This is a genomic window from Parazoarcus communis SWub3 = DSM 12120 (genome assembly GCF_003226565.1).
Lineage (GTDB): Bacteria > Pseudomonadota > Gammaproteobacteria > Burkholderiales > Rhodocyclaceae > Parazoarcus > Parazoarcus communis.
The window spans coordinates 62,153-77,587 of sequence record NZ_QKOE01000016.1; the positions used below are offsets into that span (position 1 = coordinate 62,153).

Consider the following 15,435-nt stretch of genomic DNA (forward strand, 5'->3'; position numbering starts at 1 on the left):
CGGAAACTGTCGCCTCCCCGACTCCCGCCCTGATGGACGAGCCCACAGTACTGTCCGGTCAACAACTGAGAACTTGTGAAGAAATCGTAGCGAGCGGGTCGAGTGCAAGGCGCGATCGATGCGAACGACGAGACCTATCAAATGGATAGGCGAGGCGTGAGCGAGTGAGCAACGCAGCAATCGACCCGCGCAGTAGATTTATGCACAAGTTCTGAGGACTCATCACCTTCCAAGGCCGTAGATCGGCCAGCGACCCGACGCGCCACAAAGGTGCCGGATCGGGACGGTAACTGCCGTTTCTGAATAGGCCCGCCAGCCCGCGCTACGTAGCATCGTCGTGCCACTCACGCATCCGTTCGCGAGTGTGTTCCACCACCAGGAGACGACCATGCACCCACTTCGCTTTTCATCCATCGCCCTGATCTTTGGCCTTGTCGCCGCCCCTGCGGCCGCTCAGGAAGTCACCCTCAAGATCAGTCACTTTCTGCCCGGCATGGCGCTGGCCCAACGTGCCGTGATGGAGCCTTGGTGCGCGGATCTCGAACGCGATTCAAGCGGGCGCATCAAGTGTCAGTTCTATCCTTCGATGCAGCTTGGCGGCACCCCCGCGCAACTCCCTGATCTGGTCAGGAACGGCGTAGCCGACGTGGTATGGACCGCACCGGGTTACTCGGCCGGGCGTTTTCCCAGGACCGAGGCGCTTGAACTACCCGGGGTACTGCCGCTCGGCGGTCTTGCGCAAGGGCGCGTCATCTGGTCGGTGTTCGAACAACAACTGCAGTCCGAGTATGCAGGCTACAAGGTACTGGCCATGCATGGCGATGGTGGCATGAACATTCACACTGCCAAGACCGCCATCAGCCATGCGGACGACCTGAAGGGGCTGAAGCTGCGCGCGCCCAACCGCACCATTGCACGCACGCTGACTGCGCTGGGCGCGACACCGGTCGCCATGCCGCCTGCGCAGATGACCGAAGCCATCTCCAAGGGCGTTGTCGACGGCGCTTCGGCCGTCTGGGAAGTCATCATCCCTACCAAGCTCGACGAAGTCACGCGCTTCCATATGGAAACGCCAGACAACCAACCAGCAATGGGCGCCACCGTACTGACCCTGTTGATGAACAAGGACCGGTATGAGCGACTGCCCGCTGATCTGCGCGAGATTGTGGACCGCCACAGCGGCCTCGCCCTGGTGGAGCGTTTCGGCGCGGCCTGGGATGGTGCGATCGCGGACGCGCGCAACAAGGTCAAGGCAGCCGGACACACGGTAAATCTGGTTGAAGGATCGGCCTATGACGTCATGCGCCAGCGTGCCGCCATCGTCGAACAGGAATGGCTTGCAGAGGCAAAGACCAAGGGGTTCGATGGCGCAGCCATCATCAACGCTGCCCGCGCGACCACGCCCCGCCCCTGAGCATCCTCACCATCGAGACCATCATGTCGAATCCGAACCGCTACTACGAACACCCAACCCGCTTCAGCGCAACCGAATGGCAGGCACGCGTGCAGCTCGCAGCGATGTACCGCATCTTCGCCCACCTGAAATGGGACGAGTCGATCTACAACCATATTTCGCTGCGGGTCCCCGGTGAACCAGGTCACTTCCTGATCAACCCCTTCGGCCTGCACTATTCCGAGGTATGCGCCTCCAACCTGGTCAAGATCGACATCGAAGGCAAGGTCATCGGCCATTCCGACTGGCCGATCAATCCAGCCGGCTTTACCTTCCACAGCGCCATTCACGCGCGCGTGCCGGACGGTCACTGTGTGATGCACGTCCACACCACAGCCACCCAGGCGGTATGCTGCCTGAAGGACGGGCTGTCGTTCAGCAACTTCTACGCGGCCCAGCTCTATGGCAAGATCGCCTACCATGCATTCGAAGGCATTACGGTGCATCTGGACGAAGGTGAGCGCATCCTGGCCAGTGCGGGGGACAAACCGGTACTGCTGCTGCGCAACCATGGACCGGTGGTGATCGGCGCCACGCTGGCGCAAGCCTTTTCGCTGATGTGGCTGGTCAATCGCGCCTGCGAGGTTCAGCTCGCTGCTCAGTCAATGGGCGAAGTGATCGACCTGCCCCAGTCCGTTCTGGAAAAGTGTGTCGCTGACTCACTGAACTTCGACCCGAAATACGGCGCGGGGGAGGATGCCTTTGCAGCCTTCGTTCGCCTCATTGAAAAGCAGGACCCCGGCTTCCGTCATTGACCCCGGGCACCCATAGCCGGCCCGGCGCTGCCCGGGCCGGGGATTCAGGAGCTTGCATGAAGATCTGTCTATACGGTGCCGGTGCGGTCGGCGGCCTGATCGGCGCGCGTATCGCAGCCAGCGGTCGAACACTGTCGGTGGTCGCACGTGGAGCAACGCTGCACGCCCTCCAGCGCGACGGACTGGGGCTGGAGACCCACGACAGCCGGTTCTTTTACCCCGTGCATGCCGTTGCCGATCCCGCGGAACTCGGTCCCCAAGATCTGGTAATCATCGCGGTCAAGCAGCCTGCGCTAAGCGCGGTAGCCCAGGCGATGGGCCCCTTGATCGGCCCCCAGACCAAGGTGATGACGGCGATGAACGGCGTACCCTGGTGGTTCTTCGACGGCCTTCCCGGACCGCTGGCAGACACCCGCCTGCACAGCGTGGACCCATTCGGTACCTTGCGCAGCCTGATCCCCACCAAACACGTCATTGGCTGCGTGGTGCACATTGCCTGTGCCGCCACGACGCCAGGCATCAGTCAACACAGGATGGGCAACGGCCTGGTCATCGGCGACGCGGTGGGTCCGACCTCGCCGGCCACCCGAGCCGTGGGTGAAATGCTCCGCGATGCAGGCTTCGAGCTAACGCTCTCCGACTGCATCCAGCGCGACATCTGGTTCAAGCTATGGGGCAATATGACCATGAACCCGGTGTCTGCACTCACCGGGGCCACCTCTGACCGGATTCTGGACGATGCGCTGGTGGAGGCCTTCTGCGTTCGCATCATGGAAGAGGCCGCCGAGGTGGGCAAACGCATCGGTTGTCCGATAGCGCAGAGCCCCGCCGAGCGCAATGCGGTCACCCGCAAGCTTGGGGCGATGAAAACCTCGATGCTGCAAGACGTTGAGGCTGGACGTGCGCTCGAGATTGACGCCTTGCTTGGCGCAGTCCATGAAATCGCGGGCAAGGCCGGTGTCCCCACACCGAACATCGACGCCTTGCTCGGGCTGGTGCGACTTTTTGCCAGGGAGCGCGGGCTGGGCTGATATCGCGCCTGACCACGATACCCAACGCAGGCGCTATTTGCTAATATATTAGCAAATAGCGCCTGCAACACATCCTCGCGGGCCCGGAGTCCATCTTGATCACATCCCGAACACGCCAGCCCTGGCCATCCGCGGTCAGAGCACTGGGTCATCGCAACTTCCGCCTGTACTTTGCCGGGCAAGCGGTATCCATTCTCGGCACCTGGGTACAACAGGTGGCCCTGTCCTGGTTGGTGTACCGACTCACCGGCTCGGTCGCCCTGCTCGGCATCACCACCTTTGCCGCCCTGCTGCCACAGTTGCTGGTCGGGCCGCTAGCCGGCGCCTGGGTGGACCGCCACGACAAGCGTCGCCTGCTGATTGCGGTGCAAGGATTGCTCGCCTTGCAAGCCCTGCTGCTGGCACTACTGACCGCTAGCGACAACATGGGCCCCGTGCTGATCGTGGCGATGTCTGCCCTCCTGGGCGTGCTCAATGCTTTTGACACCCCCTTGCGCCAGTCGCTGATCAACAGCTTCGTCGGCAGCAAGGCCGATCTGCCCAATGCCCTCGCACTGAACGCCATGCTGTTCAACATTGGCCGCTTCGTCGGCCCACCCCTGGCCGGACTGCTGGTGGGGCTCACGTCGGAAGCCATGTGTTTTGCCATCAATGCCGCCTCGTTTCTGGCACTGCTGACGGGCCTGCTGCTGATCCGCGCCGACGCCCCGCCACGTGCGAAAGGCTCGACCGGTGACGTATTCCGCGAAGGAGTTGCCTACGCCTGGAACACGTATCCGGTACGCCTGCTGATCGTCGCGCTGGCTGCGATCAACCTCACCGCCTCCAGCTATGCAGTGCTGCTGCCGGTCTTTGCCAAGGACGTGTTCGGTGGAGATGCCGCCACGCTCGGCTGGCTATGGGGCGCTGCGGGCTGTGGGGCATTCGCATCAACCGTGTTTCTTGCCACGCGCAAGCACCTCGCCGGGCTGGTATCCGTGCTGCTTCTTGGCGCAGGACTCAGTGCCCTGGCACTTCTGGTCTTCTCGTTCAACCGCGGGTTTGCACTGGCGCTGGCGGCCATGCTGGTACTCGGGTTCGGCATCTCGGTATGCAACGTCGGCATCAACATGTTGCTGCAGAGCCTTGCACCGGACACACTACGTGGACGCATCGTGTCCTTCTTCACCGCAACGCGCTTCGGATTCGACGCAATCGGCGGCCTGCTGGCCGGCTTGCTGGCAGCGATGATAGGCGCGCCCGCGACACTCTTTGTCGAGGGCCTGTTGCTGGCGCTCTTCACGACATGGTTTGTGCGTCTGCGCACACGCTTGAGCAACGAGGTCAGTCGCGAAACCGAAGCCCAGCCCTGACGCTCAAACAGCGCCTCGTACGCCGGGGCGCGGCACGCCGGCGGCCTTGTGGCGGCGCACCATCGCGGTGCAGGATTCCCAAGATAAAGACCACGCATTCAGGCCCTTACACGACAATTCCGCGCCCCGTTCGGGGCGTTTCGTTGTTACACTCCGGCGCGTCGAAAACCGCATTTTTCAAGCTTCCGGAAGAGGCCCGCCCATGCTGCTCTGGCTCGTCGTCGCATATCTGCTCATCTCCATCGGCATCGGCCTGGTTGCCGCGACGCGGGTGCACAATGCGCGGGATTACATCACCGCCGGCCGCAACCTGCCCATGGTGGTCGTACTGGCCATGGTGTTCGCTACCTGGTTTGGCGCCGAAACGGTGCTGGGCATCTCGGCCACCTTCCTCGAAGAGGGCTTTCGCGGGTTGATTTCCGACCCGCTGGGCGCCGCGGTGTGCCTGATCCTGTTCGGCCTGATCTTTGCGCGCCCGCTGTACCGGATGAACCTGCTGACCCTGGGCGACTTCTTCCGCCAGCGATACAACCGCAGTACCGAACTGGTACTGTCGATCTGCATCGTGCTGTCCTACCTGGGCTGGGTGGCAGCTCAGATCACCGCGCTCGGGCTGGTGTTCAACGTGCTGTCGCAAGGGGCCGTCTCAAGCAATGAAGGCATGCTGATCGGCGCCGCGGTGGTGTTGCTGTACACCCTGTTCGGCGGCATGTGGTCGGTCGCCATGACCACCTTCGTGCAGATGATCGTCATCGTGCTCGGCCTGCTCTACGTCACCTGGCTGGCCGGCGACATGGCGGGGGGCTTCACCCACGTCATCAGCCAGGCCGCCGCCGAAGGCAAGCTCAGCTTCCTGCCCACGCTGGACGCACTCGACATCATTGCCTGGATGGCCGCCTTCCTGACCATGGCGCTGGGCTCCATCCCGCAACAGGACGTGTTCCAGCGCGTCAACTCGTCGAAGAACGAAACCGTCGCGGTGTGGGGCACGACGCTGGGCGGCGCCTCCTACTTCTTCTTTGCCGCGGTGCCGCTGTTCCTCGCCTACACGGCGCAGATCATCGACCCAGGCATGGTCGAGCGCCTGATGGAAGACGACTCTCAACTCATCCTGCCGACGCTGATCGTGCAGTACATGCCCTTTGCCGCTCAGGTCATCTTCTTCGGTGCCCTGCTGTCGGTGATCATGAGCACCGCCTCCGGCACCCTGCTGGCGCCATCGGTCACCTTCTCCGAGAACGTGCTCAAGGGCTTCTTCCCGGAGATGAGCGACCGCCAGTTCCTGCTCAGCACCCGGATCACCGTGATCATCTTCACCGTGCTCGTCACCCTGTACGCCACCAGCACGGAATCGAGCATTCACCAGATGGTGGAAAATGCCTACCGGGTCACGCTGGCCGGCGCCTTCGTGCCGCTGGCTGCAGGGCTGTTCTGGAAGCGGGCAAACAACCTCGGCGCAGCGCTGGCCATCGCCTTCGGGCTGTTTACCTGGCTGTTCCTCGAGTTCACCGCGCCCGAAGGTGACATCGAACCACAGTTGTTCGGTCTCGCCGCAAGCGCGCTCGGCATGCTGCTGGGGGGGCTGCTGGGCCGCAAACCCCACCATCGCCCTCATGCTGCACATCATCACGCTGCGGCAGCCACACACCACGTCCGTCGCTAAGCGGCGGCCAGAAGGCATGGCGGACTCCAACTTGCGATGAAATTCGGCACGCGTGTGGAGACCACCGCGTGCGGCTTGCTACAATCCCTGCAACCCGACTGCCGGCCCAACGCCCCGAACCATGAGTACGCAAGCGCGTGGACTTGAATTCTGGCGCGCTCGCCTGCGCGAGGTCCGGCTCCCCATCCTGAGCGGGGCGGATGCGCTTTCCATACTCACGGCACCAGAGGTTGACCTCCAGTCGCTCGGACGAGTGCTTGACGCCGACCTGCCCCTGGCATTGGATGTCATCGCGTACGCCAGTACGCAGACCCGCGGCTCACACGAGATCCTGGGTTTGCAGCACGCGCTGGGCATGCTGGGTGTTGCTCAGGTACAGCAGAGACTCAAGCTTCGGCTTGACCCGTCATTTGACCCGACACGTCCCGGCCACAGCCTTTGCGTCCAGGCACTGGCGAGCAGCCGGCTTGCGGTGCAGCTGTTATGGTCATGGACGCGCCGGCTCCATCCCACCAAGTACGATGAGCATCTTGACTGGGTCACCCTGCTGCTTGGCATCGCACGCTGGAAGCTGCCGCTGGCAGCCCCCGACATTGCCCTGCAGATCGAAACGCGGGTCGCACAGGGGGAGCGTCGTTCAGTGGTCGAAAAATCCCTGCTGGGATGTTCGATCGAGGCACTCAATATTGCCCATCTTCACGATATCGGCCTGCCACCCGACAAAGACCTTCAGCAAGCCACCCGACTGAACGAACGCGTCATTGCCAAAGCATGGCGACATGCCCGCCACGATGGACTGGCGCCCGAGCTCCCGCCCGAACTGGCCCGACCCTTGCGCCAACGCACAGCCATTTGCATGCTTGCGCACTTGCTGGCGTGGTCGGTTCGCGACGACTGGTACAGCTTGCGCAGCCAGCGCCTCCTTGCACTGGCGTCCACCCTCGCGGGCTTGCCTCTTGACACCGTGATTGCCGGGTCGAGGGGTGCGGCCCTGCGCGTCAGCCACGCACCAGAGTTCCGCAACCGTATCACTGCTCCGGCGGCACAACTGCTGTGGCCCCCGAAACCACGCCGCAGCCTTCGACCCGCCACACCTGTATCACGTCCATACGCCAGCCCGCCTGGCATGCCCGGCACACGGATGACACGGCGCCGCCCTGCGCAACCCGATACCGCAGTCGTCAACACCTTCGCCCAGAATTGCCTGCATGGACGCCATACCGACCTGCGGCAATTCATCGACGCCACCAGCCAGGCCCTGGAAAGCGGCCTGGGGCTTGCGCGCTGCATGTTGTTCCTCAAGGCGACCGGAACCGAACAGCTCGGCTGCTATTTTGCCCACGGTTTCAACCCAGCCTTCGAGGCCCGCACGCTGATGATCCCCGCTGCGGACGACAATCTGCTGGCACGTCTGTTCCGCCACGCCTCCGGGTCACTCTGGATCAAGGCTTCACAGGTTGACGGCGCGCGTCAACAGCTCCCCAGCGAACTGCGGCAGTACACCCAGGCCTCGGGCGTGATGCTGGCCGCCGTGAATCTGAATCAGCGCCCGGTCGGGGTCGTCTGGGCCGACAGCGGTCCTGACGGACACCCTCTTGGAGAGGGGCACTATGACGAGTTCCGCCATATGTTCCAACATTTCGGCGCCGAATTCTCACGTCTGACGCAAGCACTGAAGCGCCGCTAGAGCCCACAGGCATTGGCTCTTGACCCCGGTCAACGCCCCCCCCTGCGGCAAAGGCTATGGTTGCCGGGCTTTTTTTACCCGGCTGCGCCCATGACCTCAACCCATCGCATCGAACTTGTCTGCCCCGCCGGCAGCCTGCCCGCACTCAAGACGGCCATCGACCATGGCGCCGACTGCGTCTATCTCGGTTTCAAGGACGCCACCAATGCGCGCAACTTCACCGGTCTCAACTTCGACCCCCAGCAGATGCGCGACGGCATCGACTACGCCCATCGCCGCGGTCGCAAGGTGCTGCTGGCGCTCAATACCTATCCACAGAGCGACAACTGGTCGAGCTGGACCGCGGCCATCGACCGCGCCGCCGAGTTCGGCATCGACGCGGTGATCCTTGCCGACCCCGGGCTGATGGCCTATGCCCGCCGCACCCACCCGGCACTGCGCCTGCACCTGTCGGTACAGGGCTCCGCGACCAGCTACGAGGCCATCAACTACTACCACGAGCGTTTCGGCATCCAGCGTGCGGTGTTGCCGCGGGTACTGTCGCTTGCCCAGGTCGAGCAGGTCATCACCCACACCCCGGTGGAGATCGAGGTGTTTGGCTTTGGCGGCCTGTGCGTCATGGTCGAGGGCCGCTGTGCGTTGTCGGCCTACGCCACTGGAGAATCACCCAACTGCAACGGTGCCTGCTCGCCAGGCAAGCACGTGCGCTGGGAGCAGACACCACAGGGCATGGAAACCCGGCTCAATGGCATCCTGATCGACCGCTTTGCCGATGACGAACGCGCCGGCTACCCGACGCTGTGCAAGGGCCGCTTCGAGGTCAACGACGAAACCTATTACGCCATCGAGGAGCCCACCAGCCTGAACACGCTGGAGATGCTGCCCGAACTCGCCCGCATCGGCGTCGCTGCAATCAAGATCGAGGGGCGCCAGCGCAGCCCGGCCTATGTCACCCAGGTCACCCGGGTCTGGCGCGCCGCGCTCGACCAGCTTGCCCGCTCGGTGGCCGACTTCAAGCCGCTGCCCGCCTGGATGGCCGAACTCAACAAGGTTTCCGAGGGCCAGAGCCACACCCTCGGTGCCTACTATCGTCCATGGAAATGATCCGATGAAGCTCTCCCTCGGTCCCCTGCTTTACTACTGGCCCCGCCAGAGCGTGCTGGATTTCTATGCCGACGTAGCCGCCAGCCCGGTCGACATCGTGCATCTGGGCGAAACCGTGTGCGCCCGCCGTCATGAACTGCGCCTGGAAGACTGGATCGAAGTCGCCACCATGCTGGCCGAAGCCGGCAAGGAAGCGGTGCTGTCCACCCAGTCACTGATCGAATCCGAATCCGATCTCAAGACCCTGCGCCGTATCGTCGCCCAGGGGCGCTTCCGCATCGAAGCCAACGACATGAGCGCGGTACGCCTGCTGGCCACCCATGAGCGGCGCGGCTGGATTGCCGGCCCGGCGCTCAATGTGTTCAACCCCCACACCCTTGCGCTGCTGATGGAAGACGGCGCACGTCGCTGGGTGGTGCCGCCGGAAATGGCTGGTACCGCGCTGGCCGAGCTGCTCGGTGCAGCCGCCAACCGGCCCGAGGTTGAGGTGTTTGCCTACGGCCGGTTGCCGCTCGCGCACTCGGCGCGCTGCTTCACCGCCCGCCACTACAACCTGCAGAAGGACAGCTGCGAGTTCCGTTGCCTGGGCATCAGTGACGGACTGGTCCTGCGCACCCGCGAGGGCGAGCCCTTCCTGACCCTCAACGGCGTGCAGACCCAGTCTGCCCGCATCCACAACCTGCTGGGCGACCTGCCAGCCGTGGCGGGCCACGCTGACATCCTGCGCATCAGCCCTCAGGGCAACCACACCCTGGAAGTGGTCGCGCTGTTCCGCGCAGCGCTGGACGAGCAACTACCCCCGGCCAGCGCCTTTGCCAACAGCCGTGCCCTGATGCCGGCCGCACCGTGCAATGGCTTCTGGCATGGGCGCCCCGGCACCGAACACCACACCGCGACCTGAACGAGGCCCACTCACCATGCCCCGCCCTTTCCCCCTACCGCTGCGGTCCCTGCCTTTCGATCCCGCCAGCCTGTTGCCCGGTGCCCTGCGCCAACGTATTGCCGCGCGCTTGACGACCCTGCAGGTTCCCGATTTCACCTTGCCAGCCGGCCTTGCCCGGCTGTGCGCCCGCCTGCCGCAGCAGCCCCCGACACACGCCCTGACCCTGCTGCTCAACCTGGCGCTCGGCCGCATCCTGCCACGCGACACACTCGAGCCACTGCACGGCCGCCAGTTGCAGGTGCGCGTGCTCGACGCCGGACTGACCTTGAACTTCAGCCTGACCGATCAGGGCTTTCGCCCGGTGATCCGTGCCGAGGCACCCGACCTGACCCTGTCAGCCCGCAGCCGCGACTTCATTGCCCTGGCGCTGCGCGAAGAAGATGCCGACACCCTGTTCTTCAGCCGTCGCCTGCGCATGGAAGGGGATACCGAACTGGGCCTGCTGGTCAAGAACACGCTGGATGCCGTGGACTGGGAAGCCTTGCGCATGCACTGAGCAAGCGGCCCGCGGGATGAGCGCCGCGTAGTCCATGCAAGGGCGCGCCGGCGCATCCTCCGCGGCAAGCAGGGTACACTCGGGGCACACACCACGCCGCTCAGGAGAGCCCTCGCTTGCTGCACCCACCCCGCGCCTATGTATATCTCGATGCGGTTGCGCGCGCCGGCTCGATCCGCAAGGCAGCCGAAACGCTGCATGTCGCCTCGACCGCGCTCAACCGCAAGATCCTAGAACTCGAAGAACAGGCAGGTACGCCCCTGTTCGAGCGCTTGCCGCGCGGCGTCCGGCTGACTGCCGCGGGCGAGGTACTGCTCAATACGGTGCGCCGTGCGCTCGCCGACCTGCGCTCGGCTTCATCCCAGATCGAACAGTTACGCGGACTGATCCGGGGCACCGTCCGCCTGGGGTGTGCCGAATCGGTTGCCACCGACTTCATTCCCAGCGCGATCAACGCCTATCAGCAGACCCATCCCGGCGTACAGTTCCAGGTGACCTCCGGCGTCACCCGGCTGCTGGTCAACGAGTTGCTGGAAGACAACGTCGACCTGGTGCTCGCCCACGACCCGGTCCCGGCCGACGGCCTGCATGTGATCTACACGTTGAAGCAGCCGCTCTGCGCCATGTTGCGCCCGGACCACCCGCTGGCGACTCGCACTACGCTGAAACTTGCCGACTGCCAGCCCTATCCACTCGCGCTCGGCGACAACTCCTTCGGCAGCCGCCGGCTCATCGACGGACTGGTGGCACGTACCCGGATCAGCCTCAAGGTCATGCTGGAGGCTAGCTCGGTCCAGACCCTCAAGGAGTTCACCCGCCAGACCGGTGCGATCAGCTTCCAGTACCGGATCGGCACGCTGCAGGAGGCGCGCCGCGGCGAGTTCGTCTCCATCCCACTGACCGATCGTGGCCTGACCGACGGCCGGCTGGTTCTGGCCACCCGCGAAAGCCGCATGCTGCCGATCGCGGCGATGTCTTTCGTCGAAACCCTGGTCGCCCGTCTCGCCGAATTCGACGCCTGACGCCACCACCACCGGGCGCTTTGCCAGCAGCGCCGGCCAGCGCGCACATTTTGATCTCGGTACGAGCGAAATATTGAGCTATTCGCTCTCGCACATCGTCATCGATACTGGGCTCATGGACACCCAGCACATTTCCTCCTCCACCTCACCTCAGCTCGCCGTACATCGGCTGGACATGGCGCACCCCGGGGATCTCTCCGCCTTGCAGGCACTGCTCGACCACGGCGTGCTCGCCGCCGACGAGATTGTCGCGATCATCGGCAAGACCGAGGGTAACGGCGGTGTCAACGACTTCACCCGCGGCTACTTCACCCAGACCCTGTTCAACCTGCTAGGTGACCGACTGGGACGTTCGCCGCAACAACTGCAGGCGGAGATTCCCTGCATCCTGTCGGGCGGAACCGAGGGCGTACTGAGCCCGCACTATCTCGTGTTCGCCCGTCAGGCGGCAGCTGCAGACGCCCCCGCCGGCCCGGCGCTGGCGATCGGCCGTGCGCTCAGCGCCGACACCCCGGCGCAGGACATCGGCCGCTGGTCACATGTGCAGGCCGTTGCTCAGGCGGTACGCGCGGCAATGGCGGACGCGGGCATCGATCGCGCGCAGGATGTCGCCTTCGTACAGGTCAAATGCCCGTGTGTCACCTCTGCCCGCGCCCAATCCGCCGCGGCCGCAGGTCAGCCAGTCCGCAGTGCAGATCCCAATCGCTCGATGGCCTATGCACGCGCTGCTGGCGCATTTGGCGTCGCCCTCGCGCTCGGACAGATTGCGGACGACGACAGACTCGAAGCCGCCCTGCTGGAGGACTTTGCGCTGTTCTGTCCCCAGGCCAGCATTTCGTCGGGTGTGGAGGTCAGCGCCAACGAAGTCGTTGTGCTCGGCCACAGCGCCACCTGGCGCGGACCGCTACGCATGGCCTGCGAGCCGATGGAAGATGCCGTCGATCTGGGTGCCGTGGTCCGTGCCTGCACCCGCCTGGGACTGCAAGCCCACCCACAGCTGCCGGCCAGCGACCTGTCCCGGGTGGCGGGCGTGCTGGTGAAGTGCGAACCGGATCGCCGCGGTCGCGTCCGTGGCAAGCGCCACACCATGCTCGACGATACCGACATCAACGCCCAGCGCCACGTCCGTGCCGCGCTTGGAGGCGTGGTCGCCGGCGTACTGGGTACCGGTCAGATCTTCGTCTCGGGTGGCGCAGAGCATCAGGGCCCGGACGGCGGTGGTCTGATCGCCATCATTGCGAGCATTGCATGAGCGCCGCCGACCCCCTTCGCTCCGGCCAGCAAGCCTCTCCTGGATCGGCCCCATGGCAGCTGACGGCTGGAGAACTGAGCACTGCCTACTTCACCGGTCAACTCGACCCCGAAACCGCACTCGACGCGATCGCAAGCCGGTTCGACATCGTTCAGGGCACGCTCAACCCCATCGCCACGTACGACCTCGACGGCGCACGGCGGGCCGCTGCCGAGAGCGCCAGACGCTGGCGCACGGGCCGCCCGTGCTCGGCACTGGATGGCGTGGTGATGACGATCAAGGACAACATTCCGGTCGCCGGCCTGCCCTGCCGCTGGGGCAGCCGCCTCTACGCCAGCCACGTGCCGGCCCAGGACGAACTCGCTGTCGCCCGCCTGCGTGCGGCCGGCGTCGTCATCCTGGGCAAGACCAACGTCCCCGAATTCACGCTGCAAGGCTACACCGACAATCTGCTGCAGGGCGCTACCGGTAACCCCTGGAACCCGTCGCTGACCCCGGGAGGGTCGAGCGGGGGCGCCGTGGCCTCGGTCGCTGCCGGGCTGGGCCCGATTGCACTGGGTACCGATGGCGGCGGCTCCATCCGGCGTCCGGCAGGCTTCACCGGCCTGTGCGGCCTGAAGCCTTCATGGGGCCGGGTGGCAAGACGCCATGCGCTGCCCGACATCCTGCCCGAGCTCGAGGTCGTGGGCCCGATCGCCCGCAGCATTGGCGACCTGGCCAAGGTGATGGGCATCATCGCCGACGGCCCCAACTGGGAGTGGGACGCCGTGGAGCAAAGACCTCCCCGCCTGCGTATCTGCGTCTGGCGTGATATCGACGGCAGTCCGGTGGAGCCCGCCATCCTGCACAGTCTGGATGCGGCATGCGCGGCCTTTGCTTCCATGGGCCACCACCTCACCACCCGCCCGGCCCCGCGCGAGGTCGGGCGTTTCAACCGTGAAAGCTGGCCTGTGCTGAGCAGCACCGGACTGGCTGCGCTGATCGGCGACGATCCGGCCCGCCGCGACCTGCTCGGTCCCGCGCTTCAGGCGCTGCTGCAGCAAGGGCTGAAACGCAGCGCAGTCGAACACTTCTCGGCACGCCGGCAAGTCACCGAACTTCGCGCTACGCTCGCCGCCCTGTTTGCCGATTTCGACCTGATCCTGACCCCCAGTTCGGCAGCGCAGCCCTGGCCAAAGACCCTTCCCCACCCGGAGACCATTGCCGGCAAGGACGTGGATGGCCGCGGCCATGCGGTCTTCACGGCGTTTGCCAACGCAGCCGGCCTGCCTGCGCTGGCCGTGCCGGCCGAACCCGATGCACAGGGCATGCCGATCGGACTGCAACTGGTCGGGCCGGCGGGCTGCGATGCCCGTCTTCTCGCCCTTGGGCATGAATACGAAAAACACTGCCCCTGGCGCCATCGGCGTCCGGAGCTGCATTGAATCGCGCCACTGCTGACAGGACACGAACCACCATGAAGAAATTCAAGATCATGATCATTGGCGCCGGCGTTGCCGGGGCCATTCTCGCCCGGCGCTTGTCGCGCATACCGCAGTTCGAAGTATGCTGCCTGGAGAAGGTCAGCGCCGACGACCACTCCGAGGCCGGCACCGGCCTCAACGTCGGCCCGAATGCCATCAAGGCGCTACTGCACACCGACCCGGCACTTGCCGAGGCCGTCCTCGCGGCCAGCCTGCCGTGGGCCAGTTGGCGGGTCTCGCTCACCGACGGTCGCTGCCTGTTCGACCTGCCCCTCGCGCAGGTTGCCGACAACCCCGGCATCCGCATCCGCTGGTCGGAGCTGTACCGCGTACTGCGGGCGGGTGCGGGCGCGACCGTCCGCTATGGCACTCACATCGAGCATATCGGCCCCAGCGGGCATGACGACCGCCGTACAACGGTCCGCTGGGTCGAGGATGGCAAGCAACAGACAATGGACGACATCGATCTGCTGATCGGTACAGACGGCCGCTATTCGGCGACACGGGCGACCTTTTCCGGCGCACCGCAAGCACGCCAGGTCGGTGTCGCCATCTTGCGCACCCTGGTTGAGGACCACAGCCAGGGCCTGATCGACGACTACGAACAGTGGTTCAACGGTCCGCACCGGCTGCTGGCTTTCCGTGTGCCACCCGGCCACATCTATATCGCCGCCACCTTCCCGATCGACAAAGGTGCAGAAATCCCCGCCGAATGGAAGACCGGGACGGTGATGCGCCAGACCTATCTGCCTGCTGGCACACCACCGTGCCCCAAGGTCGCCTGGCTGCTCGACGCCATGTGCGACAACCTGGAGCACAGCCACTGGGCACGCATGCAGGAGTCCGACATTCTGTACGCCGACCCGCAACGCCAGGTCATGTACGTCGGCGACAGCGCTCACGGCATGGTGCCCACCCTGGGCCAGGGCGCGACGCAGGCGATCGAGGATGCCTGCATTGCCGCGGACATCCTCGAGCAGGCGGTCACTGACGGCAATGTCGACGTCCGTCAGTGGCTCGAACAGGTAGCCACCGCGCGCAGCGACCGGATGCGCTTCGTCATGGACCTCTCCATCGCAGCCACCGACACCATGCTGCCGGACAGCGATCCGGTAACGGGCGCCCAGTGGAAGACCGAGCCCCCCTTCCTCGCCAGCCTGTCGGCGCTGTTCCGCGAGGTGCCATTCGCTCAACCGGCCATGGTCTGAGGCCCG

13 protein-coding genes are annotated in these 15,435 nt (G+C 64.9%); all 13 read left to right on the plus strand.

What is annotated here, in order from left to right; genetic code table 11:
• The first annotated feature begins 388 nt into the window (after window positions 1-388).
• The 13 genes from DNK49_RS17860 to DNK49_RS17920 all read left to right on the plus strand — a co-directional run bounded on the left by DNK49_RS17860 (window position 389) and on the right by DNK49_RS17920 (window position 15,429).
• Window positions 389-1,414 carry a TRAP transporter substrate-binding protein gene (locus DNK49_RS17860; RefSeq protein ID WP_110527652.1) on the plus strand — a complete coding sequence of 342 codons (1,026 nt, stop codon included), beginning with the start codon at window positions 389-391 and terminating at the stop codon, window positions 1,412-1,414.
• Window positions 1,415-1,437: 23 nt separating this feature from the next.
• Complete coding sequence (locus DNK49_RS17865; RefSeq protein WP_207807031.1) at window positions 1,438-2,208, plus strand: class II aldolase/adducin family protein; 771 nt, start codon at window positions 1,438-1,440, stop codon at window positions 2,206-2,208.
• 56 nt (window positions 2,209-2,264) lie between these two features.
• Window positions 2,265-3,239, plus strand: a complete 975-nt coding sequence (locus DNK49_RS17870) for a 2-dehydropantoate 2-reductase (RefSeq protein ID WP_110527655.1) — start codon at window positions 2,265-2,267, stop codon at window positions 3,237-3,239.
• A 95-nt stretch (window positions 3,240-3,334) separates the two neighbouring features.
• A complete protein-coding gene (locus tag DNK49_RS17875) occupies window positions 3,335-4,591 on the plus strand; it encodes an MFS transporter (protein WP_243632431.1) in 1,257 nt (418 codons plus the stop codon).
• Window positions 4,592-4,793: 202 nt separating this feature from the next.
• Complete coding sequence (locus DNK49_RS17880; RefSeq protein WP_110527657.1) at window positions 4,794-6,254, plus strand: high affinity choline transporter 1; 1,461 nt, start codon at window positions 4,794-4,796, stop codon at window positions 6,252-6,254.
• 121 nt (window positions 6,255-6,375) lie between these two features.
• A complete protein-coding gene (locus tag DNK49_RS17885; protein ID WP_110527660.1) occupies window positions 6,376-7,941 on the plus strand; it encodes a hypothetical protein in 1,566 nt (521 codons plus the stop codon).
• Between the two features lie 90 nt (window positions 7,942-8,031).
• On the plus strand, window positions 8,032-9,045 hold the full coding sequence (gene ubiU, locus DNK49_RS17890) for a ubiquinone anaerobic biosynthesis protein UbiU (protein ID WP_110527663.1): 1,014 nt from the start codon (window positions 8,032-8,034) through the stop codon (window positions 9,043-9,045).
• A 4-nt stretch (window positions 9,046-9,049) separates the two neighbouring features.
• Window positions 9,050-9,946, plus strand: a complete 897-nt coding sequence (locus tag DNK49_RS17895) for a U32 family peptidase (RefSeq protein WP_110527666.1) — start codon at window positions 9,050-9,052, stop codon at window positions 9,944-9,946.
• 16 nt (window positions 9,947-9,962) lie between these two features.
• Window positions 9,963-10,484 carry a ubiquinone anaerobic biosynthesis accessory factor UbiT gene (gene ubiT / locus DNK49_RS17900; RefSeq protein ID WP_110527669.1) on the plus strand — a complete coding sequence of 174 codons (522 nt, stop codon included), beginning with the start codon at window positions 9,963-9,965 and terminating at the stop codon, window positions 10,482-10,484.
• Window positions 10,485-10,600: 116 nt separating this feature from the next.
• A complete protein-coding gene (locus tag DNK49_RS17905; protein ID WP_110527672.1) occupies window positions 10,601-11,506 on the plus strand; it encodes a LysR family transcriptional regulator in 906 nt (301 codons plus the stop codon).
• A 115-nt stretch (window positions 11,507-11,621) separates the two neighbouring features.
• On the plus strand, window positions 11,622-12,758 hold the full coding sequence (gene atzD, locus DNK49_RS17910) for a cyanuric acid amidohydrolase (protein ID WP_207807032.1): 1,137 nt from the start codon (window positions 11,622-11,624) through the stop codon (window positions 12,756-12,758).
• On the plus strand, window positions 12,755-14,182 hold the full coding sequence (locus DNK49_RS17915; protein ID WP_110527675.1) for an amidase: 1,428 nt from the start codon (window positions 12,755-12,757) through the stop codon (window positions 14,180-14,182). Before atzD ends, DNK49_RS17915 begins: the two co-directional genes overlap by 4 nt.
• A gap of 32 nt (window positions 14,183-14,214) precedes the next feature.
• A complete protein-coding gene (locus DNK49_RS17920; protein WP_110527678.1) occupies window positions 14,215-15,429 on the plus strand; it encodes an FAD-dependent oxidoreductase in 1,215 nt (404 codons plus the stop codon).
• Window positions 15,430-15,435: the final 6 nt, after the last annotated feature.

What these genes read in the sequence shown, in the direction of transcription:
- DNK49_RS17865 (WP_207807031.1), top strand. Translation starts at nt 1,438, where the DNA reads ATGTCGAATCCGAACCGCTACTACGAACACCCAACCCGCTTCAGCGCA.
- DNK49_RS17920 (WP_110527678.1), top strand. Translation starts at nt 14,215, where the DNA reads ATGAAGAAATTCAAGATCATGATCATTGGCGCCGGCGTTGCCGGGGCC.
- ubiT (WP_110527669.1), top strand. Translation starts at nt 9,963, where the DNA reads ATGCCCCGCCCTTTCCCCCTACCGCTGCGGTCCCTGCCTTTCGATCCC.
- DNK49_RS17860 (WP_110527652.1), top strand. Translation starts at nt 389, where the DNA reads ATGCACCCACTTCGCTTTTCATCCATCGCCCTGATCTTTGGCCTTGTC.
- atzD (WP_207807032.1), top strand. Translation starts at nt 11,622, where the DNA reads ATGGACACCCAGCACATTTCCTCCTCCACCTCACCTCAGCTCGCCGTA.
- DNK49_RS17880 (WP_110527657.1), top strand. Translation starts at nt 4,794, where the DNA reads ATGCTGCTCTGGCTCGTCGTCGCATATCTGCTCATCTCCATCGGCATC.
- DNK49_RS17895 (WP_110527666.1), top strand. Translation starts at nt 9,050, where the DNA reads ATGAAGCTCTCCCTCGGTCCCCTGCTTTACTACTGGCCCCGCCAGAGC.
- DNK49_RS17885 (WP_110527660.1), top strand. Translation starts at nt 6,376, where the DNA reads ATGAGTACGCAAGCGCGTGGACTTGAATTCTGGCGCGCTCGCCTGCGC.
- DNK49_RS17870 (WP_110527655.1), top strand. Translation starts at nt 2,265, where the DNA reads ATGAAGATCTGTCTATACGGTGCCGGTGCGGTCGGCGGCCTGATCGGC.
- DNK49_RS17915 (WP_110527675.1), top strand. Translation starts at nt 12,755, where the DNA reads ATGAGCGCCGCCGACCCCCTTCGCTCCGGCCAGCAAGCCTCTCCTGGA.
- ubiU (WP_110527663.1), top strand. Translation starts at nt 8,032, where the DNA reads ATGACCTCAACCCATCGCATCGAACTTGTCTGCCCCGCCGGCAGCCTG.